This window comes from Glutamicibacter sp. NPDC087673 (assembly GCF_044743255.1).
In the GTDB taxonomy this organism is placed as follows: Bacteria; Actinomycetota; Actinomycetes; order Actinomycetales; family Micrococcaceae; genus Glutamicibacter.
The window spans coordinates 26,430-47,031 of sequence record NZ_JBIUWB010000009.1 but is presented as its reverse complement, the minus strand read 5'-3'; the positions used below and the strand labels follow the sequence as shown (position 1 = coordinate 47,031).

At 53.9% G+C, this 20,602-nt stretch carries 21 protein-coding genes and 2 pseudogenes; 15 read left to right on the top strand and 8 right to left on the bottom strand.

The features are described from left to right. Positions 1 to 25: 25 nt before the first annotated feature. The 4 genes from ACIOTL_RS17065 to ACIOTL_RS17050 all read left to right on the top strand — a co-directional run bounded on the left by ACIOTL_RS17065 (position 26) and on the right by ACIOTL_RS17050 (position 4,926). Complete coding sequence (locus ACIOTL_RS17065; protein WP_400343945.1) at positions 26 to 1,456, top strand: hypothetical protein; 1,431 nt, start codon at positions 26 to 28, stop codon at positions 1,454 to 1,456. Positions 1,457 to 2,761: 1,305 nt separating this feature from the next. Continuing rightward, positions 2,762 to 3,406 carry a ParA family partition ATPase gene (parA, locus tag ACIOTL_RS17060; RefSeq protein WP_047117786.1) on the top strand — a complete coding sequence of 215 codons (645 nt, stop codon included), beginning with the start codon at positions 2,762 to 2,764 and terminating at the stop codon, positions 3,404 to 3,406. Between the two features lie 719 nt (positions 3,407 to 4,125). Next, positions 4,126 to 4,485, top strand: coding sequence for a hypothetical protein (locus ACIOTL_RS17055; protein ID WP_400343943.1), 360 nt, complete (start codon positions 4,126 to 4,128; stop codon positions 4,483 to 4,485). Positions 4,486 to 4,530: 45 nt separating this feature from the next. Further along, positions 4,531 to 4,926 (top strand): hypothetical protein, encoded by a 396-nt coding sequence (locus ACIOTL_RS17050; RefSeq protein WP_400343940.1) that lies wholly within the window; start codon positions 4,531 to 4,533, stop codon positions 4,924 to 4,926. Here the strand turns inward: ACIOTL_RS17050 and ACIOTL_RS17045 are convergent. Then, positions 4,923 to 6,235, bottom strand: a pseudogene (locus ACIOTL_RS17045) (Y-family DNA polymerase). The gene ACIOTL_RS17050 and the pseudogene ACIOTL_RS17045 overlap by 4 nt on opposite strands. Beyond that, a pseudogene (locus ACIOTL_RS17040) lies at positions 6,217 to 6,587 on the bottom strand (LexA family protein). Before ACIOTL_RS17040 ends, ACIOTL_RS17045 begins: the two co-directional pseudogenes overlap by 19 nt. A gap of 229 nt (positions 6,588 to 6,816) precedes the next feature. Between ACIOTL_RS17040 and ACIOTL_RS17035 the strand changes: the two are divergent. The 4 genes from ACIOTL_RS17035 to ACIOTL_RS17020 all read left to right on the top strand — a co-directional run bounded on the left by ACIOTL_RS17035 (position 6,817) and on the right by ACIOTL_RS17020 (position 9,756). After that, positions 6,817 to 8,001: a protein kinase family protein gene (locus tag ACIOTL_RS17035; protein ID WP_400343938.1), complete on the top strand. Its 1,185-nt coding sequence runs from the start codon at positions 6,817 to 6,819 to the stop codon at positions 7,999 to 8,001. Between the two features lie 79 nt (positions 8,002 to 8,080). Then, on the top strand, positions 8,081 to 8,212 hold the full coding sequence (locus ACIOTL_RS17030; protein ID WP_400343935.1) for a hypothetical protein: 132 nt from the start codon (positions 8,081 to 8,083) through the stop codon (positions 8,210 to 8,212). A 9-nt stretch (positions 8,213 to 8,221) separates the two neighbouring features. Continuing rightward, a complete protein-coding gene (locus tag ACIOTL_RS17025; RefSeq protein ID WP_400343932.1) occupies positions 8,222 to 8,518 on the top strand; it encodes a restriction endonuclease in 297 nt (98 codons plus the stop codon). Positions 8,519 to 8,592: 74 nt separating this feature from the next. Next, positions 8,593 to 9,756, top strand: a complete 1,164-nt coding sequence (locus ACIOTL_RS17020; RefSeq protein ID WP_400343929.1) for a hypothetical protein — start codon at positions 8,593 to 8,595, stop codon at positions 9,754 to 9,756. A 419-nt stretch (positions 9,757 to 10,175) separates the two neighbouring features. Here the strand turns inward: ACIOTL_RS17020 and ACIOTL_RS17015 are convergent, their stop codons facing one another. The 5 genes from ACIOTL_RS17015 to ACIOTL_RS16995 form a co-directional block, all read right to left on the bottom strand. Then, entirely contained in the window at positions 10,176 to 11,201 is a 1,026-nt protein-coding gene (locus ACIOTL_RS17015) for a restriction endonuclease (protein ID WP_400343926.1), read from the bottom strand. A gap of 47 nt (positions 11,202 to 11,248) precedes the next feature. Further along, positions 11,249 to 11,797, bottom strand: coding sequence for an HNH endonuclease (locus ACIOTL_RS17010; protein ID WP_400343923.1), 549 nt, complete (start codon positions 11,795 to 11,797; stop codon positions 11,249 to 11,251). A 95-nt stretch (positions 11,798 to 11,892) separates the two neighbouring features. After that, positions 11,893 to 12,474, bottom strand: a complete 582-nt coding sequence (locus ACIOTL_RS17005) for a recombinase family protein (RefSeq protein WP_400343920.1) — start codon at positions 12,472 to 12,474, stop codon at positions 11,893 to 11,895. Between the two features lie 264 nt (positions 12,475 to 12,738). Continuing rightward, entirely contained in the window at positions 12,739 to 13,011 is a 273-nt protein-coding gene (locus ACIOTL_RS17000; protein WP_400343917.1) for a hypothetical protein, read from the bottom strand. 130 nt (positions 13,012 to 13,141) lie between these two features. After that, positions 13,142 to 14,050, bottom strand: a complete 909-nt coding sequence (locus tag ACIOTL_RS16995) for a hypothetical protein (protein ID WP_400343915.1) — start codon at positions 14,048 to 14,050, stop codon at positions 13,142 to 13,144. A 153-nt stretch (positions 14,051 to 14,203) separates the two neighbouring features. On the opposite strand from ACIOTL_RS16995, the gene ACIOTL_RS16990 reads away from it, so the two are divergent. The 7 genes from ACIOTL_RS16990 to ACIOTL_RS16960 all read left to right on the top strand — a co-directional run bounded on the left by ACIOTL_RS16990 (position 14,204) and on the right by ACIOTL_RS16960 (position 19,820). Next, complete coding sequence (locus tag ACIOTL_RS16990; protein ID WP_400343912.1) at positions 14,204 to 14,503, top strand: type II toxin-antitoxin system RelE/ParE family toxin; 300 nt, start codon at positions 14,204 to 14,206, stop codon at positions 14,501 to 14,503. 7 nt (positions 14,504 to 14,510) lie between these two features. Beyond that, entirely contained in the window at positions 14,511 to 15,605 is a 1,095-nt protein-coding gene (locus ACIOTL_RS16985) for a HigA family addiction module antitoxin (protein ID WP_400343909.1), read from the top strand. Positions 15,606 to 16,369: 764 nt separating this feature from the next. Further along, positions 16,370 to 16,888 carry a hypothetical protein gene (locus tag ACIOTL_RS16980; protein ID WP_400343907.1) on the top strand — a complete coding sequence of 173 codons (519 nt, stop codon included), beginning with the start codon at positions 16,370 to 16,372 and terminating at the stop codon, positions 16,886 to 16,888. Beyond that, positions 16,869 to 17,306: a hypothetical protein gene (locus ACIOTL_RS16975; protein WP_400343904.1), complete on the top strand. Its 438-nt coding sequence runs from the start codon at positions 16,869 to 16,871 to the stop codon at positions 17,304 to 17,306. The genes ACIOTL_RS16980 and ACIOTL_RS16975 overlap by 20 nt, the downstream gene beginning before the upstream one ends. A gap of 312 nt (positions 17,307 to 17,618) precedes the next feature. Beyond that, on the top strand, positions 17,619 to 18,188 hold the full coding sequence (locus ACIOTL_RS16970) for a recombinase family protein (protein WP_400343901.1): 570 nt from the start codon (positions 17,619 to 17,621) through the stop codon (positions 18,186 to 18,188). 67 nt (positions 18,189 to 18,255) lie between these two features. Then, a complete protein-coding gene (locus ACIOTL_RS16965) occupies positions 18,256 to 18,714 on the top strand; it encodes a hypothetical protein (RefSeq protein WP_400343899.1) in 459 nt (152 codons plus the stop codon). 26 nt (positions 18,715 to 18,740) lie between these two features. Next, on the top strand, positions 18,741 to 19,820 hold the full coding sequence (locus tag ACIOTL_RS16960; RefSeq protein WP_400343896.1) for a zeta toxin family protein: 1,080 nt from the start codon (positions 18,741 to 18,743) through the stop codon (positions 19,818 to 19,820). A gap of 274 nt (positions 19,821 to 20,094) precedes the next feature. On the opposite strand, the gene ACIOTL_RS16955 is transcribed toward ACIOTL_RS16960, so the two are convergent. Next, positions 20,095 to 20,602, bottom strand: a 508-nt coding sequence (locus ACIOTL_RS16955) for a hypothetical protein (RefSeq protein WP_400343894.1), incomplete at its 5' end; no start/stop codon positions are given.

Here is a 20,602-nt window from a genome sequence, read left to right as displayed (position 1 = left end):
TACCCTGAAACAGGAAAGACGTTGTATGTCTATAGTAGCGCCTGAACGCGCCCACGCAACAACCCAACCCACTGAAACACACCCAAACAGTGCGATTCAGACCACAAAAACCCCCCACTGGGACACCCGACCGTGCAACGGACGCATCGCAGCGATCCAAAAACACGTCACCAAAAGCCACAAACCCTTCCACCGCGCAGACACCCCCGAGCACTTCACTGCCAAGGGTAAAACCCAGTTCAACGCCTCTAAAGAAGCGTTCGCGACCAAACACACCCAAACCCTGCCCCCGGTCCGCATACGCCGCGTCTCCCGCGCCCAAGAAACCTCTGACCGAGCCATCAACTGGGCCATCCCGGCCGGCAGCAAAAAGATCGACCACACCGCCCAAGCCTGGCGCGCCACACGCTCAATCGACGAACTGCTCACTAAACGCTCCGACCGCATCCGCAACACGTTGGCTGTCCTCTGGGTCCTCCTGCGCTACACCGACCACGACACCATGACCGCACGCATCACCTGGAACGCCATCGCTGAGAAAGCACGCGTCTCCCGCGCCACCGTCGGCAACGTCCTCTACGACCTACGCTCCTGGGGCATCATCGGCATCGTCGCCTCAGGCCGCAGCGCCACCTACGCCGCCAAAGCCGGCCAACCAGCCACCAACGAAGCCCCCGTCTACGTCATCTGCCGCCCCATCGGCCTCGGCCTACGCCCCCAAGACACACCAGACACGACCCCCGCGCCGCGTGCCCACACACAAGGCGCCGCTGGTACCTGTGGAAATAACTTAGAACCCCTCCCCGTAGGGGGGTTAACCACTTACGAAGTAAGTTCCTACACGCGCACGCTCGAGAAAAACACCCAGATTGAGCCGCTGCGCGGCACTGAACATCATGGGCACGGCTACGCCGTGCGAACTCACCACCGCGATCAGCGACAAGTCACCCTGTGGCCAGCCAACCGACGCATCAGCTCGAGAAGTCAGGGGTTATCGGCTGCCGCTGAAATCTTACGTTTGATGCCAGATCTGGCCCGTTTTTCCAAGAAAAACGTTCTGAACATGGTCAAACCATTTTTCGATGCGGGATGGACGATTTCAGATGTTCACCATGCTTTGGATTGGCGTACCAGCCCGGGTTTGCACGGGAAGGAAGCATGGGGTGCACTCCCCCAGCATGATCGTGACACTCAGTCCTACATCGACTATTGCCGCATTCTGCGCGCAGCAATCCTCTACCGCCTCCGCCAGTGGATGACTCCGAACGGTGAAGTCATGACCAGCCGCTCCCAGCGAGCCGCTGCGGAAAGCAACCGAGCCCGCGCTGCCGCACGGGCCGCCGCCGACCGGCGGGCAAAACACCAAGCTCGACGCCCGGCACACCAAAGTGCTGCAGCAACCGGGGCAGCCAGAGTACGCGCAGCGCTGTCAGCGGCACGCGCGCTATCGACCTGAAGGTGATCCCTAACATCATTAGCTCATACGAACATTTACTCAAATGTTGATTTATTAGCCTCCTGGCGCTATCTCTTCCTTGGTGGATCGTAGGTTTGCTGCAGCCATGGCGCATATCGAACAGTTATCGCGGGATAAGCCGGTAACGCCGAGCATTGAGATGTTGGCGCGTTTTTGCGCAAATACTCAGATCATCATTTGCTCACTGCCGAAAAGATCGAATCACACGCTCCCAGGAATCGGCTCGAACTTTCACATTTCCATTCCCAGCGCTCATGACGGCTCTGCCGGCCAAGTGGACTCCCCTGCCAAATGCCATGCCCGCCAATAATGAAGTATCCGCTCATTTACTCAAATGATCATTTGCGTGAAATCTTGATGTAATCCAGGGCGACTTCCACCAATGCTTGACACCGCTCCCTGAAGCATCCGAACGCTAAACTCGGCGTTGAAGCCATAGGCATAGAGAGAAAATACTCAAAAGAGTATTTGATTCCTTACCCGCTCACTCATGAAGATTTTTTGCACCAGTGAGCGAACGCAGCCCCAAGCACCACTCCCCCACCGAAATTTCAACCAAATCTACACTTTTACTCATTTTATCATTTGAGCACTTCCTGCAGCGCAACCACGCTCAGCGAAAAAAATTGAATGGCCTGGCGGGAATCTGATCTACCCTCCCCAAGCTTTTTATGCGAGGGTTCTCATTTACTCATTTGAAGTAATGAAGCAAAGCACCCCCACATTGCTCCGTGCGCGCATAATCCGCCACAAGATTGATTCAACTAATATTTGCCCCTCAGCCGCCAGTGGCCCAGGGCACCGAATCTGTACGTTTTTGAGTAAAGTATCAAATGAACATTTAAGCAATACTTCCTCAGGGCTCATGGTCCTCTAAAGCGCAATCCCGACCCTTGAAAATGATTGAGTGCCTTGGAGTGAATTCAACCTGTCACCCTCAGCGCAATACATACGCGAAACCTCATTTACTCATTTGATGGACGGTGTATTGACGACCTGCAGCAAGACACCACTCTATCGGTCCTTGTGCTCGCCAATCCATCTAAAGGCCGACTCAACCACTGCTTGAACCCTCAGACCACGGCCAGCCGGAATATCGGATCCGTACGGTTTTGAGTAAATCATCAAATGATCATCTAGACAATTTCTCATGCATTCGATGGGGGAGAAGCGCCTCACGCCATCGCCCTTCACATGTGTGCATAAATGCACTTTTACTCATTTGTGCTGATACACTTATATGTAAATCCGTATTTACTCACCTCTGTGCAGCGGAAGGAATCTATGAAAACGATTGCCGTATTGAACCAAAAAGGCGGAGCTGGGAAAACCACGATCTCCACCCACCTAGCCACCGCACTGCAGCACACTGGCCGCTCTGTGCTTTTGGTGGATTCAGACCCTCAGGGAAGCGCCCGGGACTGGGCTGCAGTCAGGGAAGAGCACCCCGTGTCCGTCGTGGGCATCGATCGCCCCACCATTGAACGCGACGTCAAAAGCCTGGCCAAGGTCGATTTCGTCGTCATCGATGGGGCACCGCAGGCTAGTGACCTTGCTGTCTCTGCGATCAAGGCTGCTGATTTTGTCCTTATTCCCGTGCAGCCCTCGCCGTATGACATCTGGGCCACCGAGGATCTGGTTGACCTAGTCAAGCAGCGCATCGAGGTCACCGACGGGAAACTCAAGGCGGCCTTCGTCGTATCCCGCGCGATCACCGGTTCAAACATCAGCAAGGATGTCTCTGCGATCCTCGAGGATTATGGCTTGCCGGTCCTTGAATCCAAGATTTTCCAGCGTGTCGACTACCCAGGGACAGCTGCGCGTGGGTCTACAGTGATTGAAGACTTCCCTCGATCCGAGGGCACCCGAGAAATGCTTGCACTGAGTGCTGAAATTGAGTCGATCATCCTTGAGCAGGAGGTTGTCTAAATGAGCAACAGTAGAACCGGGCTCAGCGCAGGGCGTCCAAGCCAGCGAGCCGAAAGCGAGAAGAGCCGGCTGATGGCTAGTTTACGGGACACCGCTCCCGCAGAACCGCTGACACGAGTGAACTTCGAACTACCTAAAAGCCTGCATACGAAGCTGAAAATCCATGTGGCTCGCAGTGAACACAAAAGCATTCGCGAGTTCTTGACTGAATATATTGAGTCACTCCCTGAAGAGTAAACACATCAAGATGTAAATCATCTTTTGAGTGCATGAGTAGATCATCATCTACTCATGCACTCATTTTTTCCAAGCATTCAGACTGCCCAAAGAGCTTATCGTTGCAGCGTTCCACGGTGCACACGCACCTACGAATTGTTCAAATGCGTATATCGTGCTTTGTATCTCCGAAGTCAGCCGGCAGCTGGACCGTCATGGTGTACTAGCTAGGCCGATAAGCAATTGGACTCAATTACTCAGAGCTGCAAATGTGTATATGAGAAAATTTTCCATAGGTGGATTCAACCTGCTAGGCATCGAGGATTCGGATAGGGGAGTAGTCACCCCGTCCGCGCGCACCACTATTCGTTAGTATTCTCCGTGACTTACGCACATTCGTTGCTCAAATGTTCACTTGCTCATTTGCATGAATGCGTCTTTACTCATTTATTCATATGCACGACAGTATTGGCATATTCACGCACGCTAAGGAGGGATTCACCGTGACTCGCAACGCCTCAGAAATTTACGATGACCTCAAAGCGCTGGCCAACGAGCTGGAAGACCTCGCGAAGACCGGCCGCATCACCATGAGCACCGACTCATGGAACAAGGACTACCCCGACACGAAACAAGCCGTCGCCCAAGCCCTGGCAGCGCTACAGGTCGCCATTAACGCGACCTGCTGGATGGAAACCCTGCCCGAAACCGAACCAACCGGCACGAAACCAGGCAGCGCGGTTAAGCCTCCTGTCCACCTGTGCACAGCAAAAGCCCAATCGCTGCGCTGCATTTCCTGCACCCACGTGGACAGCAGGAACCAAACGACCACCCGCACACAAGCCACAAGCTGCGGTACCTGAGTTCGCCTACGACAGGGGATCATGGCTCATGCACGGCATCTAGCGATGAGCACGGAAGCGACAAGAAAAATGGGAGGTACGCAGAAGATGAGGCAAAGTAAAGCAGGCAGAGTCAGCGAAAAGCACGCGCGCCGTACTAACCAAGAACTCCAAGCGCTCAGCGAACCACCGATGAACGATCCCTTCGAACACCTCATTGCCAAAACCGAATTCGACTCCGGAGTTTATGACCAAATAAGCAAAGCCTTCACCTTGATTCTGGCCGGGGTAGCAATTTTGTTCGCGGGCGGAAGCCTCGCTGGCGTGGCTCCCAGTATTTGGGTTTTGGTGCTGTGGTCAGGGCTGGTTGTTGTGCTAGGGGTACTGGGCTTCATGGGACTCGGCGCAAGTATCAGTGCAAAGCGCGCGGCCATAGCCGTCTATAAGCATCGCTACCCTTAGGCGGCTTGCACGGTCAACAGCTCACGCCAGTGGGTCGTGTACCGCGGACTCATCATCTCCCGCCGCATCTCCCACGCCGGCCCCTGCTGTAATCCGGCCCGACCTAAACCGATAGACTTCACACCGTGTTCAGAACGGATCTGCTGGATCAGCGGGCCAATCTGTTTCGCCTCATGCGCTGACACGAACGGATCAAAAGTTTCCTGCATGGCTAACGGTTGAAGATCCATAACCACCACCCCGCCCGCGCATACTTCACCCCGACCAAAATCTGGGGGAGCAGCTGCTTCGCTGCGCGGGTGAGCACCACCGGATCAGCCGTAGGCCCAGGCAGCTTCACCGTGATCGCTGGCTGGTGATCCTGGTGCTGGTTGTAGTAGCTGGTCATCGCCCACGCAGAGAGGATCTTGGCCTGTTTCTGGTGCTTATGCAGCCGTGCGGAGGCTTGCTGGGCATAAATCCCCATCACCTGCTCCATGCCCACCCGATCAGTGATCGGATCGGAGAAGCTGCGGGAGAAGATCAGCTGATCCTTGATCACCCGTTCTTCTTCCATCGGGATGCAGGGAATCCCGCGCAGCTCTAGCACGGTGCGCATCTGCACAATGGAGAACTTATCCCTGATCCGCACCTCATTCGCATCGCGCAGGTCTTTAGCCGTCCAGATCCCTAACCCGCGCAGCCGCTTGGTCAGCCGGGGGCCGATACCCCACACCTCCACCACCGGTAGACGCGCCAGAAGATTCTCGGTGGTCTGCGCTGGCGAGCGAGCCCACACGCATACCCCGCCCAGTTCTTTGATGTGTTTGGCGGTCTTGTTCGCCATTTTCGCCAGCGTCTTGGACTTGGCGATCCCCACGCACACCGGCAGCCCGGTCAGCCGGAACACCTCAGCTTTGATCCGCTCACCGAGGGCTTGCAGCTCATCCAGGGTGCCGGACACACCCAGGAACGCCTCGTCAATGGAATAGACCTCCACCCACGCCGAGAAACGGCCTAAAAGCTTCATGACGCGGGTCGACATTTCCCCGTACAGCTCGTAATTAGAGGACTTCGCAACCAGCCCGAGACGCTCAGCGTCGACCGCGAGTTTGAACCACGGCGCACCCATCTCAACGCCCAGGGCTTTGGCTTCGCTGCTGCGCGCGACCGCGCAGCCATCATTATTGGACAGCACAATCACCGGGCGGGCATCGAGCTTCGGGTCAAAGACCCGTTCGCAGGAGACATAGAAGCTGTTCACATCCACGTGAGCGATGTATTCGCCCCGCAGCTGTGGGTTGGGGGAGTCTAGAGGTGATGGAGGCATGTGGTGGCCACACCCCAAATCCGAAAATCCGACAATTCCGCCACGCGCAGATCAGGATAGTCCGGGTTCTCTGCTTTCAAGACCACCCCGGCAGGGCCAGTAGAGAGACGTTTGACGGTCATCTCCCCGTCAATCACCGCGATCACTACGTGTCCGTCCTTAGGTTGCACGGAGCGGTCAACGATGAGTTCATCCCCGTCGCTGATCCCGCCCCCTGCATGGATTCGCCGGATACACGGACGATGAAGGTGGAGACCTGGTCGCGGATCAGCATCTCGGATAGATCAATCTTCGTATCGGAATAGTCCTGGGCTGGCGAAGGGTAGCCCGCCGGGACCCTATCCAGAGCCATAGCGACCACCCGTTGCGGCGGGGTCGCCAGCTCGCAAACCTGTATACGATCAACCTTCATGGTAACACCTATCCTTAGAACATATATTCTAATATTTGAGTGTAGAGGAGACTGCCGGCAGGAAATGGCACTGCCTTGATGCATGCCGCTCATCGGATCACTGTGTACCAGCTGGATTGTCGGCTCTCTCTGGCAAACTTGGAGAACATCGACAAGAAATGGGGCACTGGTGACCACGGAATCTATCAAGTTCATGCTGCAGGATATTGACACGAAGTATGAGGAACGAGCCGATTCTCCAGAGTTCGTACGTCTCTATAAAGGCTCCCGGTGGGAGCACATGTTCGCCGTGCTTCATGAGGAGCTGAATCAGCATTTTGATGCGATCAACGGGCGCGCAGAAACAACCGGTCATTACTGGGCTGATAACAGCAGAGCCATGCTCGATTTATTGAAGGATCTAAAGAATGACCTCTATACCCTAAAGCGTGCAGGAGTAGATATCACTTTGCATGCTGCATACCAGAACGCCATTGAGCGTTGCAGGCCTTGGCTCTCCTACAGTGGTGGCAGTGCTGTCCCGGAAGGTTTCGAACCGATCGAAATCATCAAGTATGAACCTGTTTTTACGGAGAATGCTTTGGTCGAACTTAAAAAACAGCAAGAGCCCATCGAGCCTAAGATGATCGGCAAAGGTTCCTACGCCCATGTCTACTCCTACGTTGATCCTGATTACGGCATCAAATTTGCCATTAGACGGGCCAACCGAGATGCGGAAGAAAGAGACCTACTCCGTTTCCGCAAGGAATTCGACGTGATGAAGAATCTCAGCTTCCCCTACATTCTTGAGGTCTACAAGTACGACGGATCACGCAACGAATTTCGAATGGAACATTGTGACGCAACGCTGCGACAGTACATCTCCCAACGTAACAACAACTTGCACTTTTCAACCCGGAAACGGATAGCCCTGCAGTTCCTTTACGGTATGAGCTATATCCATAGTCAAAAACTATTGCATCGTGATATCAGCCTGCAGAATGTTCTGATGAAGGTGTACGAAAGCGGTGCCGTCTTGGTCAAGCTCTCTGACTTCGGCCTGGTCAAAGAGCATGAATCCACCTTTACCCGTGCTCATACGGAAATGCGTGGGACCATCCTTGATCCGACGTTGGATAACTTTCGAGACTACAGTGTTCTGAACGAGATCTACGCAATTGGCCATGTTCTCTCCTTCATCTTCACTGGTCGTCAATCGATAGCTACTGGTAATAACGATGTGGACCGTATTGTCCAAAAATGCGTGTCGCACAATCTGTCAGAACGCTATCCATCGGTATCCGAACTGATTGCGGATGTAGAGAATCTTGATGTTCCAGCCCATTCAATTTCTGGTTCTGGAGATGAAGCCTAACTAAGCCAGCTATTAGCCACGCGGATAGGAGTGACCGCTAATTCCATCTTTCGCTTTCCGGCTGGCGATAATTGGAGTTATGACTGCTCAGACCTTTGCCGATGTCTTCGACGACCTCTACTTTTCAGCAACGAGCCAGAGGGACAAAGGCAGCAAGTTCGAGCGTCTGCTCAAACGGTACCTGCAGGTGGAGCCGAAGTACGCCGACTAGTTCTCTAAGGTGTGGTTGTGGCAGGAATGGCTGGACCGCAATGGGCTCGTTGATACTGGCATCGATCTGGTGGCCGAAGACCGGTATACCGGTGAGTTGGTGGCGATTCAGGCGAAGTTCTACGACCCGGCCCGCCCGCTGCCTAAGCAGTCGATCGATTCTTTCTTCACCGAGCTGGGCAAGGCCCCGTTCACCAGCGGCATGATTGTCTCCACGACGGATAACTGGTCCAAGCACGCCGAAGCTGCACTGCTGAACCAGTCCAAGCCGATCCAGCGGATCCGGTTGAAGGACTTCGAAGAATGAGTCAGGCCGGTTAAAACCTGCAGTCTGGAGGCTAGGGTCCGTTGGCCGCGTTCCATAGCTGTCATGCTAGTACTATGGCTTTTTCACTCCCTGATGATGCAGAAACCGGCGAGCACCTCAAACGCGGACCGCTACGAGACTTTGGTCCACGGAAGCCTGACGACTCCTACGCATCCAAGCGGCATACTTTGAGTTTTCATGATTTCCCCGTACCACGCCTCTTGGCATACTCTCTGCGGATCTCTGGCTTTAACACTGGTGGACCGGGTGAAAAGGTTGAGTGGTGGGCCTCATTCACGTACAAGGGTGTTGGTGCATCGCTAGCGCACGAGAAGTTCGGCCTGCGTCTTTATCTCCCGGCTGAGCTAACGGAAGACGCAAGCATAGAGCTTCTTGATGAGATTCAGACACAGCTTCGTTCAGCGGTGCGGGCTGTTGAAAAAGTTCTACTTGCTAAGGCACCTGAAATGCTCGCGCAGGGCCACGATACTGTTGTGAACCAACATTCCTCTCTTGAAAGGGCATACGCATACTTCCGCTCCCGTGCTCTCGACCCTATTTTGATAGAAGACGAGTACAAGGTCTACGGCGCGGACGAACTCCCTAAAGGAGTCGCAAGCGCATCTACTTTCCAAAGCGGAATAGTTTTGATGCAGTTAAACGCCTTCCACGACATGATCGCAGCCATCACTGCATATCTCAGCAGACTGGAACACGATCTAGTGCTGGCGTTTGCCTTCTCCAACTTCGATCCTGGCTCGGACAATCTAACCTCGTTTATAGGGTCACGTTGGGGGGAAAAGTTCAACCGGGTACTGAACACGGTCAGCGGCTCCCATCAATACCGCAGCCAGCTCACTGCGGTCGTGGAACGATGGCGCAACCCCTACTCACACGGTGGCTTCGAAAAGGGGCATGCCGCCACGATATATCTCCATGCACCGGACATCGGAGCTGTTCCAGTCGGTCTCACGAAAGTCCGGGAAAGCCCCCTATTTTCTTTCCTGCCGGCGACGGAATCCACGATCCAAGAAGTTTTTAACCTGTTCGACGAACTAGATGCATGGATGCAATCTAGACTTCCTGAAGCTATTCAGTGGATCAGTTCGGGTCTCGATGTTCGATTCGATCCTGATTTTAGAGCACAGGTAGAAGAAGCTCTGGCGAGTGACAAATTCGAAGAACTCTTGAGCTACTTCGCGCACCGCCAGGACATGGCCGACAACATGGATTATTAACTTCATTCTTGCAGAGTTTTGCGACCGAATATCTCATAGGCCCGTAAGCTAGCCGTCCATCGGACACCGACTCTGCTGACTTGGTATGTAAGCGATTTCTAAATTTACGGGTATGCCGAGTGTTCTGTTATACCCGCCCGCAAAACCGTCCGGTGAAGGTGCTTTATACGCACGCCTAAAACGGTCGTTTATGGGAATGTGAAGACCGCAGATGAAGAAGGACTCTTCACCTGCGGTCCTCTACTTTCTACATGTCCCGATACTGGGGACCGAAACATCGCTTCCCGTAGACACCAGCGGACGGTTTTTGGGAAGTCACAAGGCGGTGAGCAGTTCGTCGGTGAGTTTGTCGACGTCGCTGCCGAAGTGTTAGATCAGTTCCGCGTGCAGGCTCTGGGAAGTCATGGTTTTCTCCGTGGTTAGGATGCGGTGTCGGCGACGACAAGCAGGGGCGTTAATGGCATGAGGGTTCGCCACCGTTCAGGCAAGGCTGCGTAGTGCTCTAGGACGAGGGAGACGATGTCTTCGCCGGTGATCAGGCGCAGCCCTGGCCGTTGGCGTTCGAGCGCGAGGGCATCGCGGCTGTAGGCTCCGAGGGTCATGAACACGACTAGTTCGCCGGCGCCTTGGACACCGATGAGTTGCTGCACTTCGGGAGCACCGATTGTGGCGGTCTTGTGTTTGCACTGGACTTTGATGAGCGGTGGTTCGACGCCCAAGGGATCTTTGTGGGCGATGACGTCGACGCCGCCGTCTTGGGAGTAGGCGGTGACTCGGGCTTGGTATCCCAGGGCCCGCAGGAGGTCGGCGGAGAATTCTTCGAACTGGCGGTGGCTGATGCGTTCTTGAAGTGCTTCGAGGACGAAGTCTCGGGTATGGCGTTCGATCCTGGACGCCCGGGGCTCATCGGAAGCGTCGTCATCGGGGGTGTTGCGGGCCGCAGCTTGTTCGACGAATGCGGTGACTTTTTCCATGTCATCGGTGCGGGTTTTGAGGGCGGCGAGGAATTCGTGCGTGTGCTTGCTGACCTTGAATAGTGTCAGTGCTGAGCCGATTTCGTAGAGTGCCGGTTGGGTGAAAACGGTGCGGGCGAGACCGATTTTCTTCCATTGCACTCGTCGGCGATGACGGTGGGTCGACGCTGTCGTGTCGAAGTAGTAGTCGCTGTCAACGACGCCGATATTGATGGTGCTGTCCGGCTTGTACGGGGCGACGATGATGTCGCCGATCTGCATTTCGTCGCAGAAGCGGAGAAGCATCCCGGCCCAGGTCGGGATAGCTTTGTGGCGTTCTTCCGGGGTGATGCGAGTGAGCTCGGCTTTGAGTCCTTCGCGGCCGCCGGGGATCTGCGATAGATCATTGATGGTATCCCAGCTGAGGCTGACGAAGTTTTCCTCGGTCAGCTCGGTGGTGAGCGTGTCGTTGTGGAGGCCCCATACCTGCATGCGGTGTTCTACTTTCGCGAGCTTAGTTGCTACGTGCCAGCGTAGCTTTAGCCGAGGCGTCGTACGGTGAGGTTGGCGCCTTTTGCCCGGTTGCACGGCCCGCAGAGGATCTGGAGATTTTCTGCGTTGCTGCTTCCACCGCGCGAGACAGGGATGATGTGGTCGTATTGAAGTTCGGACGAGGCGCCGCAATGGCTGCACTGGCCTCCGTCTCTTTGCATGACGAGTAATTTGACCTCATCAGGTATGCCTCGGCGCACCGCTGGCTGGTGTTTCAAATCTTGGAGTGCCACCGCGTTCTCTACTTTCCGTTGCCGCCGTAAACGGGATGCTTCGAGGACTGCGTAGATTTGGCTGGCTTTGAGATCGTCGAGATCGGAATAAATATTGTTTTTGAAGAGCCAGTAGTTTTTGCCTTTGACCCGTGCGAGGACTTTTGGCTGTTCTAACTGGCGTGAAAGAAGGTGGTCGTATTCTGCTCGGGCGACTTTTCGCAGAAGATAGTCCTTCTTTCCCAACGTGAGGACTAGCTTGCCTGATGTTCCCCAGAATCCCTTATCGAAACGAATCCGGGCAGTAGGTACCTTATGAACCATGGATGACCCCCATCATGCTTTAAGGCTCTTTGTAGCAGTATATGTTTCCTAGCCGACAAGTTTGGTTTGCTAAGCATGGTGAAGGCAAGAGCCATTTAGGCTTGTTGCTCTCTGATTCGGCGGTAGAGCGTCGCTCTGGACATTCCCATGTCTTTGGCGACTTGGGTTGCGGGTTCGCCGGCCTGGATGAGTTTCGCTGCGGCGCGTATCTGCGATTCGGTGAAGGTGGGTCGGCGGCCTCCGAGGTCGCCGCCGGTGGTGCGGCGTTTGGTGACGGAGTCGTTGATGCGTTCGCGTTTGATCTCGAGTTCCATTTGGGCGAGGGCTGCCATGACGGTGAAGACCATGGCGCCCATGGGCGTTTTGGTATCTACGTCGCCTCCGCCGAGGTTCAGCACCCGTAACCCGATATTGCGTTCGCGTAACTCTTCGGCGAGTTCGAGCATTTTCTGGGTGGAGCGCCCGAGCCGGTCCAAGGTGGTGATCACGAGAGTGTCGTTAGGGTGCAGTGATTCGAGCGCTTTATCCAGTCCGGGCCGTTTGGCCAGTGCTCCGGATTGGCCGTGGTCGGTGTAGAGGTCATCGCGGCGGACACCAGCGGCGAGGAGGTCTTGGATTTGCCTGTCGGCGTCTTGGGCTTTAGTTGATACGCGGGCATAGCCGATCAGTTTGGTCATCGGTCCTTCGAAAGTGTCTCGCAACTAATGGTGCAGACACAATTCTACGGCATTGGTTGCGACACATAGTTGCGAGAATCTTGAACCGTTGAGTTTCCGAGGATTTTTCGTCGGGGGGAGTGGAGCTCGGTGAGACGTCTTGCAACCTATGGGTTACAAGACGCATATGGAGGGTAGCTTCAATACTATATTTTTGTATGTGAATTTCTTGGGGTTGGAGCACCAGCAGCGAGCAGAACATCTGAGCTATAAGGGAGCGCCCTATTAAATATTGTTCTTGAGCCAGGCGTTGAGCTTTTCGGACAGCCCGTAGGTTGCCCAGCTTTGACCGTCGACAGTGACAACGACTACGTCATCATTAGTGTCTATGTAATTCTTGATTTCAGTGCGCAATTCGGCTGCGCTTAGAGAAGTTTTAACGAAGAAACTGCTTTTGAGCGGTTTTGCCCACCCGTTATGGGATTTCAGGTAGTCGATGAGAGCTTCGTAATTCTGTCCGGTCTTGTTGAGATCGTAATTGACCCACTGAACTGACATGTCAGCCTCCTTGGCTATTTTGTATTTCTTAGACCGACCGCGAGATGCCAGAGGTCGTTGGTACTAGCGTTGTTAGCATCGCGCGATTGGTAGAAGAAGTGTCAGGTGATGTTTGTGCTGGAGCGGTTTGCTATCCACGGGGTTCGTAGCGACTGTCTACGAAATACCGGAAATCGGCTAGGGGATCGGCCCCATGGTTTATTACTGCATCTGTCGTGACGTCGGTTATGGTTTTACGTCCTCGCGGGTATTTTCCGCTTTCAATGATTCGATCCTTCGGTGTCAATAGCAACTTTCCTTTGGCATCCAAGGAAGCATCTTTTCGTTGAACATAAGTCAGCATTTGAGTTTCGTAGTACCTGGTTGCTGTCATCAGTAGGTTAGGCCGCACCCAATTTTTTGGCACCAGCAGTAGGGGAACTCCATTGACGGAGGGTAGTTCGAACATGTATTCGTCCCATGCGCAGGATTGAGGATCCCATATCTGGTGCTCGGACTTGATCATCTTGTGTGGAGCTGCCCTAAATTCTGGATATTTCGCGACCATCGCCGAAGTGAACTCAGCCAGTGGTTTGAAGATAATCCTCGTTGTGAGGTCTGACGTGATGTCGTTGCCTACGCCGTCAACGAAGAGCGGGATATCTTCGATCCATTTCAACGTCCCTATGCGCAACAATGCGTTGGCATTTGTAGACAGCGTGTCCCAAATCCACTGACCGACTTCCTCTGAGCCGCCATGGCCATTAATGCCACTCTTGGCCAGGCCTAACCGAGTCTGTTTTGGTTCCGTAAAATGCTGAAGCAGTTCGAGGGCGCGGTAGTTATCTGCTGATGAATTCGACTTTATGTAATTCGTGACCGTATCGAAAAAGGTTCGAGTGCAATGATTGGCGTCCGCGTTATAGGGGGACGGGTTCTTTTCGATTCGTATAGCACGGGGGTCGACGAAGAGTCTTGTGTCCGTGTGAGCATTGACGTCAACAAAAGGAACGGAAGTGCTGATATTGAAGTGCTTTGTAATGGGCAGAGGGTGGGGCATGGGAAATCTCCGATCTTATTACATTCATCGTATCACCCATGGGGTGAAGACGTCTAGCATTCAAATTCCTTCTGGTTTCGTATTAGGATTTAAGGAGTGCGTTCTGATGATGTATGTGCGCAATCACCCCTAAGGTGATGACGAGGGGGCGTTTTGCGTATAGAATATGAAGATGAAGAGCTTCGGCGCCTGGCTGAAGACCCCACTTTTGTGCAAAAAAAGTGGGGACCAGACGTAGTCACTGCTTACAGGAAAAAGATCCAGCTTATTGGAGCAGCAGTAGATGAAAGGGACCTTCGAGCAATTCGTTCGTTGCATCTAGAGCAACTCTCCGGGGATCGAAATGGTCAGTGCTCAATCAGATTGAACATTAAGTTTCGGCTCATTCTCTCCTTTGTCACCAGAGGGGATCGAGTGGCCGTGGTGCTAGAACTAAATAATCACTATCGATGAAGGGGAGATGCCGGATATGAATGCCATACTTGCCGAAGCATTCCCTGCAGGGGGCTACCTGGCTGATGAACTTGATGCGCGGGGATGGACCCAAGCAGAGTTTGCCGAAATTCTAGGTCGCCCATCTCAATTCGTTTCGGAGATAATTTCCGGCAAAAAGGAAATAACCCGAGAGTCTGCGGCTCAGATAGGCGCAGCATTAGGAACGAGCCCTGAGATGTGGCTAAATCTTCAGGATGCTTACTATCTTTGGAAGCAGAACCGAAACCCTAGCCTTTTGCGACAGCTGGATGAAGTAAAGCTACGAGCCCGTTCCAACGAACTCGCACCTGTTGCTTTATTGAGAAAACGCGGAGTTATTAGCGCGAGAGATGCATATGGTGAAGCTGAGCAGCTAAGCGAACTATTTGGGATGGAAAGCGTGTTCGATGAACCTAGTCTTCCCATGGCTGCGCGTAGGAGCAACCATGCCGAAGAAGTTTCTTCCATTCAACACACTTGGCTTGCATGCGCCTATCGTCAGGCTGAGCAGAAAACGGTTGGTAAATTCAATAAGTCATTCCTCACCGATCTTGCTTCGAGAGTGAGTCAAATAGTCAAGCGCCCTGAGGGATTCCTTGATTTGCCCGCTGATTTTTCTGATGTTGGAGTTCGGCTCATTTATGTCGAAGCTTTTCCTGGGAGTAAAATTGATGGTGCATCGTTCCTTCTGAACGACACACCCGTTATTGCTTTGTCAGGTCGAGGTCAAAGACTAGATAAAGTACTATTTACCCTTCTTCATGAAGCTGCACATGTGGTACTCGGCCATATTGAGAATGGGTTAGTTGTAGATGATGCTGACGGTGAGCAATCGGATTCTAGAGAGGAAGAAGCTGACTTATTGGCGTCTTCCTGGATTCAGAAGCACAAAATGGATAGCCTTCCCGCTCGAATCAGCCATGATTGGGTCACTCGCGTTGCCGACAAAAATGGTATCCATCCCATAGTTGTCACAGGACAGTTGCAGAAAGCTGGCAGAGTGAAATGGAGAAGTGCCTTGGTTAAAGGTGCACCTACTGTGGTTAGCTATCTCCAAGAATGGGAAAGTGACTCAGCATAAGGCCATAGCTCGCCCGAATCATTTTTGGTGAAACCAGTAATTCTGAGTGGTGGCCTATGAGCTGCTCAAATTTCTGAGACAAAATCTTTAGTTTTCCTAAATACCCTCAAGCCGCAAACACCCGAGAAATCCGCTCCTTATACAAATTCGGAACCGCCTGAGGACTCAACCTGCCGTTACTCGTATGCGGACGCTTCCGGTTGCACCGAGTCTCGATATACACCATCCTCGCGGTCCGAGCCGCCAGGTGGCTGGTGAACGAACTGCCAGACCACGAGGGTGTTCACCTGTACTGATCTGAATGAGGAGCTTGTGGGGAACTGGGAAAGATTCGAGTGCGCCTAAAGCTGTGTTGTATCAATACTCGTGAAGCAGAGATGTTTTCGCTACATAGTTTATGGTGTTGGGTTCTGCGACGAAGCTACCTTGAAATTCTGTTGAGTTTTAGACGGTCGGAGATTTTCGGCGGCCCCATGCAATCGATGTGTCATAAACGACCGTTTTTGGTGTGCCGCATAAGGTCCTCCACCGGGCATTTTCTCGGGCGGGGTATACGGCAATCTGAAATCTTTGAAAACTCGGAGTTTCAAGAATTTACTAAGTCAACGGGTCGAGTGTCCCGTATGGCGACCGTCTTACGGGACTAGGCAGCTGGCCGCAATAGACTGCAAAAGCCGTGCCACTACTGCTGGGGTCCGCAACACTTGTGGTCAATCCCGGACCTGCTTTCGAATATGCGGATTAAAAGACGGTAGATTGCTGGGATGACTAAAAAAGCTCAAAGGTTATGGAGACGGTGGGCTCAACGCGCCGGTGGCGCTCTTCTCTTCCTGCTTGCCATTGGAACCACAGTCTTCACTGCGGCCACTGCATCTAGAGAGGATCCACCCTCAAGCGAACTGAGTGTTCTCCTCGTACTGTTAGCTGCCGCTTTTCAGCTTGGAAGCATTGCACTTTTTTCACGCAGCGGCAGGCCGGACGACACGCATTCAGAGGCCTCTGTGAGGCGACTAGTTAACTTGACCTATCGCACACAGGCCCTGAGTATGAGTGCCCAGGACGCGAAGAGCATGGACACGGCAACAATGCGGAGCGCGTTGCTGGACCTGAGTGCGAGGCTCAATTATATCGCCGAGGATACTCTTGCCAGCGTCGAGGATTGGACCTCGTTTAACAGCGCCGCCGAGCGGAAAGTCAACGAACTAAACCAGAACGCTAGCCAACAACGCGGACAAAATGAATCACTTGAAGAGGAGAACGTAAATGCAACCGATCGAGGGTAAGGTCGCTCAGGTTATATCGGAGCGTGACGTTGCCATCAACCGAGGAAGCTCGGCTGGTGTTGAGGTCGGAATGCGGTTCAAAATACTCAGCTCGGACCCATCAGAAGTTCGCGATCCGGATACCAATGAGTTGCTAGGGACAGTCGACATCTCCAAGGTTGAGGTTGAGGTAATTTCCGTCCAAGACAACCTAGCTGTTTGTAGAACGTTCAAGAAAATAGTGATCCCGGGAAGGCCTAAGCGCGGGGGGATAGCGTCGCCCTATTCTTCCCTAAGTGCAAGTATCTTCGGAGACGCTGGAACCCCTGACTCCGAGCGCTATCAGACCCTTCGTAGTGACGAATCCTTTGTGGTCAATGAACTTGATCCCAATGGTTCGTTTGTCAAAAGGGGAGACCGCGCCATACAGGTGTTTTAACGACCAGGAAAAGGTTAGCGCGGAATAACTGAACGCGAATTCCTGATTGCCAGGAGCCAAGGTCCACAAGATTGTCATACGAATGTCGACGTTCTAGGTGCAGTAGCAGACTTGTGGGTCATGGAAATGGCGCTAGACCGAATTTGTTTCCTAGAACGTTCCTCTTGCGGGCGGCAGTGCTGTGGACTATGGACAGAAGTGCTGAGGACTTCGGAAACTGACAGAACCCCGGCGACACGCCGGGGTTTTTTGTTTCAGAAACGTCTTTCAAAACCGAAACGATGCATAACCAGGACATGTACCGTTTTTGATATGGCAGTCATTGGATACGCGCGAGTGAGCACGCGCGAGCAGAACCCGCAGGCGCAGGCGGCCGAACTGCGTGCGGCCGGAGCTGAACAGATATTTACCGACCGTGGCGAATCGAGCCGGGAAGCTGCGCGGCCGCAGTGGATCGCGTGCAAGGCGCAATTGCAATCGGGGGATACGTTGGTCACCCGCGCCCTGGATCGCGTGGCAGGCGAAGAACGGATGGCCATTGAGATTATCCGAGAGCTGGGGGAGCGCGGCGTGAGGATCAAAAGTCTTACCGAGCCATTCTTAGACGTGGACATATCAACGCCGATGGGCGAAGCCATCGTTGGCTTGCTGGCAGTTATGGCGCAGCTGCGCGTCTCAATGATCCGGGAGAACACCAACAGAGGATTAGCGCACGCGCGCGCCCAGGGCAGAATCGGAGGGCGGCCGCGCGTCATGGATGCAGACCGCACCGCGACGGCGCGACAGCTGCGCGAGGAAGGGAAAAGCTACGCGCAGATCGGCAAGATTCTTGGTGTCAGCGCAGCGAGTATTTACCCGTCACTATCGAGTGAAAACCCTTGATCCACAATGATAACTAATGTTATATTTGAAGTGAGGAAATGTTTGTTTCGATGTTTAGGAGGTTGTCATGAGCCAGCTAATGGAACGGCCGCAGCATGATGAAATGCGTGCGCAGCTGCTGAAAGCTCGGCAGCGTGTAGAGGTTGATGCGCTGGACTACAAGCGCACTTTGAAGGCTGCTGCTGGTGGCATGACTCAGCGTGAGATGGCGGCGTTGCTGGGTATGTCTCAGCCGGCCGTGGCGAAGGCGTTGCAGCGTGCCCAGGCTGTACCGGCTGTGGTTGGCGAGTTCAACGCTGCAAGCCCTTATGAGGTATGCCAGCGGTATGCGGCCGGGTATATCGGCCGTGAGGAACTGGTGCGCCAGCTGGTCGAGTGGCCCTACAAGCCGACCCCCTGGGCGAACGAGTACGGCGAGTACGAAGAGAGCCTGGACGGAACATGGGAAGAAGTAGGCGACGCGCTGCGGCATGAGCTGATTGACGCTGCTACTTACGATGAAGTTTTGATGAAGACGGCCGATTAGGCGGCGAGCAACCGAAGGGTGAATCGTTGGCTAACGACGAATCAATAGAACGACATTACGCGGCGCTGCGCCAGGTGCTGGCTGATCCTGATATGAACCCGCGCGGGGCATACTCGACGATCAAACAAGAGCAGTATTTTATTCAAAGCGGATCGCGGCCACGTGCCATGTCGGAGCGAGAACTTTTGCATAAGAAGTGGATGCAAGAGGTTGTTGCTGACTCGGCTAAGCGCGGCGAAATCAGGCACGAGGGAAAAGCCATTGTGATGGCTGGACCGCCCGGAGCTGGCAAGGGAACCGTGCAACGCGAACGCTTGAATGACGTTCCTGGTTATGTGCAGTGTGAACCGGACATGTTCAAAGAGAAGATCATCCAGCATGAATTAGAGAGCGGGAATCTGGATCGTCTGAAAACTCCATTGGTGAAAGAACTTGAAGCCCAGGGGCACAAGTTCGCGCCAATGGAGTTTGCTGCGTTAGTGCATGAAGAATCGTCCATGCTCAGCGCCAAGCTACAGAGAGACTTGCGCAAGGATGGCACGAACTATGTCATTGATACGGTGCTGAAATCGCAGGGATCGGCGCAGGAAGTCGCTGCTACTTTGGACAAGCGTGGCTACACCTACGATGTGGTGAGCGTGCAAGCTACGTTCGAGGAATCCAAGGCAGGAATCTATGGCCGGTGGCAGGCAGGACGCGAAGCTTTTGAACGCGGAGAGAGCCAGCTTGGCGGCCGTCCAGTGCCATCTGATTTTGCGAATAATCTTGTCACGCCTGAAGGCAAGTCTGCCACTGAGGAATCGGCAAAGTGGTTGGCCGAAAATGGCAAAGGTGTTGTGAGCTTCACCCAATTCCGGCGAGGGGCAAGCAGACCGGAGATTGACCGCGTAAAAGTCGATGGAAAGCTGGTTGATCGCGATAACGGGCACTCTATCCAAGGCAAAAATTCTGCGGATTCAAAGACGGTCGCATCAAGCAAACCCGTGAGAGGAATCAACGCCGATTTTCCGCAGCCAGCGGGACAAAAACGGCAGAGGCAACCACAACAAAAATCTTACGGTTTTGGGAATCATGCACCGACGAAGGATCACGGACTTGAACGCTAGTTGACCAGCATTAGTAGTTAACATGTTTCGCTGGTTCAGGGATCCGTGCACAACCCAAGATCGCATCAGGTGAGGGAACTCAGGTACCGCAACTTTTGGGCTGTGTGCGGTCGGTCGGTTGGTTCCTGCTGTCCATCATGTGTGCGAAAAAAGCAGCGGAGCGGGAGGGCTTTTTTCGTGCCCATGTGGGCAGGAGGCTAAACACTCAGCCACGGGATCAACAAGGGCCGGTGCTCACCTCACGGTGAGCACCGGCTCTTTGCTGTGCGCTGGCTTAACCTTCGTTCTCAGCGCCCGCTTCTTCGGCCTTCTTGCGCGTGCGACGACGCGAAGGGGAACCAATTCTATTCAGCTCGGTTTGATTCCAGCCCTTCTTTAGCGCGGCGTTAAAGGCTTGCTTTTCGGCGGCTTTGGCCTGCTCTAGCTGCTGTTCAGCTTCCACGCGGGCGGCGACCGCCTGGGCGATATTGTTTGCTGCTTCCATGCGCAGATCGTTTTGCGCTTGGAGCTGTTCGAGAATGCGGTCTGCTGCGTCGCTCATGGCTTGCACCTTCCGATAGGGTTGCGCCGACTTAGCAAAGCCAATCCGGCGATTGTCTGATGCTTCCAGCGTAACTCGGTCAGGCGACGAATCCAACGCTTGTTGCACCCGAATGAGAGACAGTGCGCCACCGACCAGGCGGAGCAACGCTTGTTGCACCCGAATGAGAGACAGTGCGCCACCGACCAGGCGGAGCAACGCTTGTTGCACCCGAATGAGAGACAGTGCGCCACCGACCAGG

Excerpts from the sequence above, each read along its gene's own strand:
- ACIOTL_RS17030 (WP_400343935.1), top strand. The coding sequence starts at position 8,081 with ATGACTGCTCAGACCTTTGCCGATGTCTTCGACGACCTCTACTTTTCA.
- ACIOTL_RS16975 (WP_400343904.1), top strand. The coding sequence starts at position 16,869 with ATGCAACCGATCGAGGGTAAGGTCGCTCAGGTTATATCGGAGCGTGAC.
- ACIOTL_RS17005 (WP_400343920.1), bottom strand. The coding sequence starts at position 12,474 with ATGACCAAACTGATCGGCTATGCCCGCGTATCAACTAAAGCCCAAGAC.
- ACIOTL_RS16965 (WP_400343899.1), top strand. The coding sequence starts at position 18,256 with ATGAGCCAGCTAATGGAACGGCCGCAGCATGATGAAATGCGTGCGCAG.
- ACIOTL_RS16970 (WP_400343901.1), top strand. The coding sequence starts at position 17,619 with ATGGCAGTCATTGGATACGCGCGAGTGAGCACGCGCGAGCAGAACCCG.
- ACIOTL_RS17050 (WP_400343940.1), top strand. The coding sequence starts at position 4,531 with ATGAGCACGGAAGCGACAAGAAAAATGGGAGGTACGCAGAAGATGAGG.
- ACIOTL_RS17010 (WP_400343923.1), bottom strand. The coding sequence starts at position 11,797 with ATGGTTCATAAGGTACCTACTGCCCGGATTCGTTTCGATAAGGGATTC.
- parA (WP_047117786.1), top strand. The coding sequence starts at position 2,762 with ATGAAAACGATTGCCGTATTGAACCAAAAAGGCGGAGCTGGGAAAACC.
- ACIOTL_RS17015 (WP_400343926.1), bottom strand. The coding sequence starts at position 11,201 with ATGCAGGTATGGGGCCTCCACAACGACACGCTCACCACCGAGCTGACC.
- ACIOTL_RS16985 (WP_400343909.1), top strand. The coding sequence starts at position 14,511 with ATGCCGGATATGAATGCCATACTTGCCGAAGCATTCCCTGCAGGGGGC.
- ACIOTL_RS16980 (WP_400343907.1), top strand. The coding sequence starts at position 16,370 with ATGACTAAAAAAGCTCAAAGGTTATGGAGACGGTGGGCTCAACGCGCC.
- ACIOTL_RS17065 (WP_400343945.1), top strand. The coding sequence starts at position 26 with ATGTCTATAGTAGCGCCTGAACGCGCCCACGCAACAACCCAACCCACT.
- ACIOTL_RS17000 (WP_400343917.1), bottom strand. The coding sequence starts at position 13,011 with ATGTCAGTTCAGTGGGTCAATTACGATCTCAACAAGACCGGACAGAAT.
- ACIOTL_RS16995 (WP_400343915.1), bottom strand. The coding sequence starts at position 14,050 with ATGCCCCACCCTCTGCCCATTACAAAGCACTTCAATATCAGCACTTCC.
- ACIOTL_RS17020 (WP_400343929.1), top strand. The coding sequence starts at position 8,593 with ATGGCTTTTTCACTCCCTGATGATGCAGAAACCGGCGAGCACCTCAAA.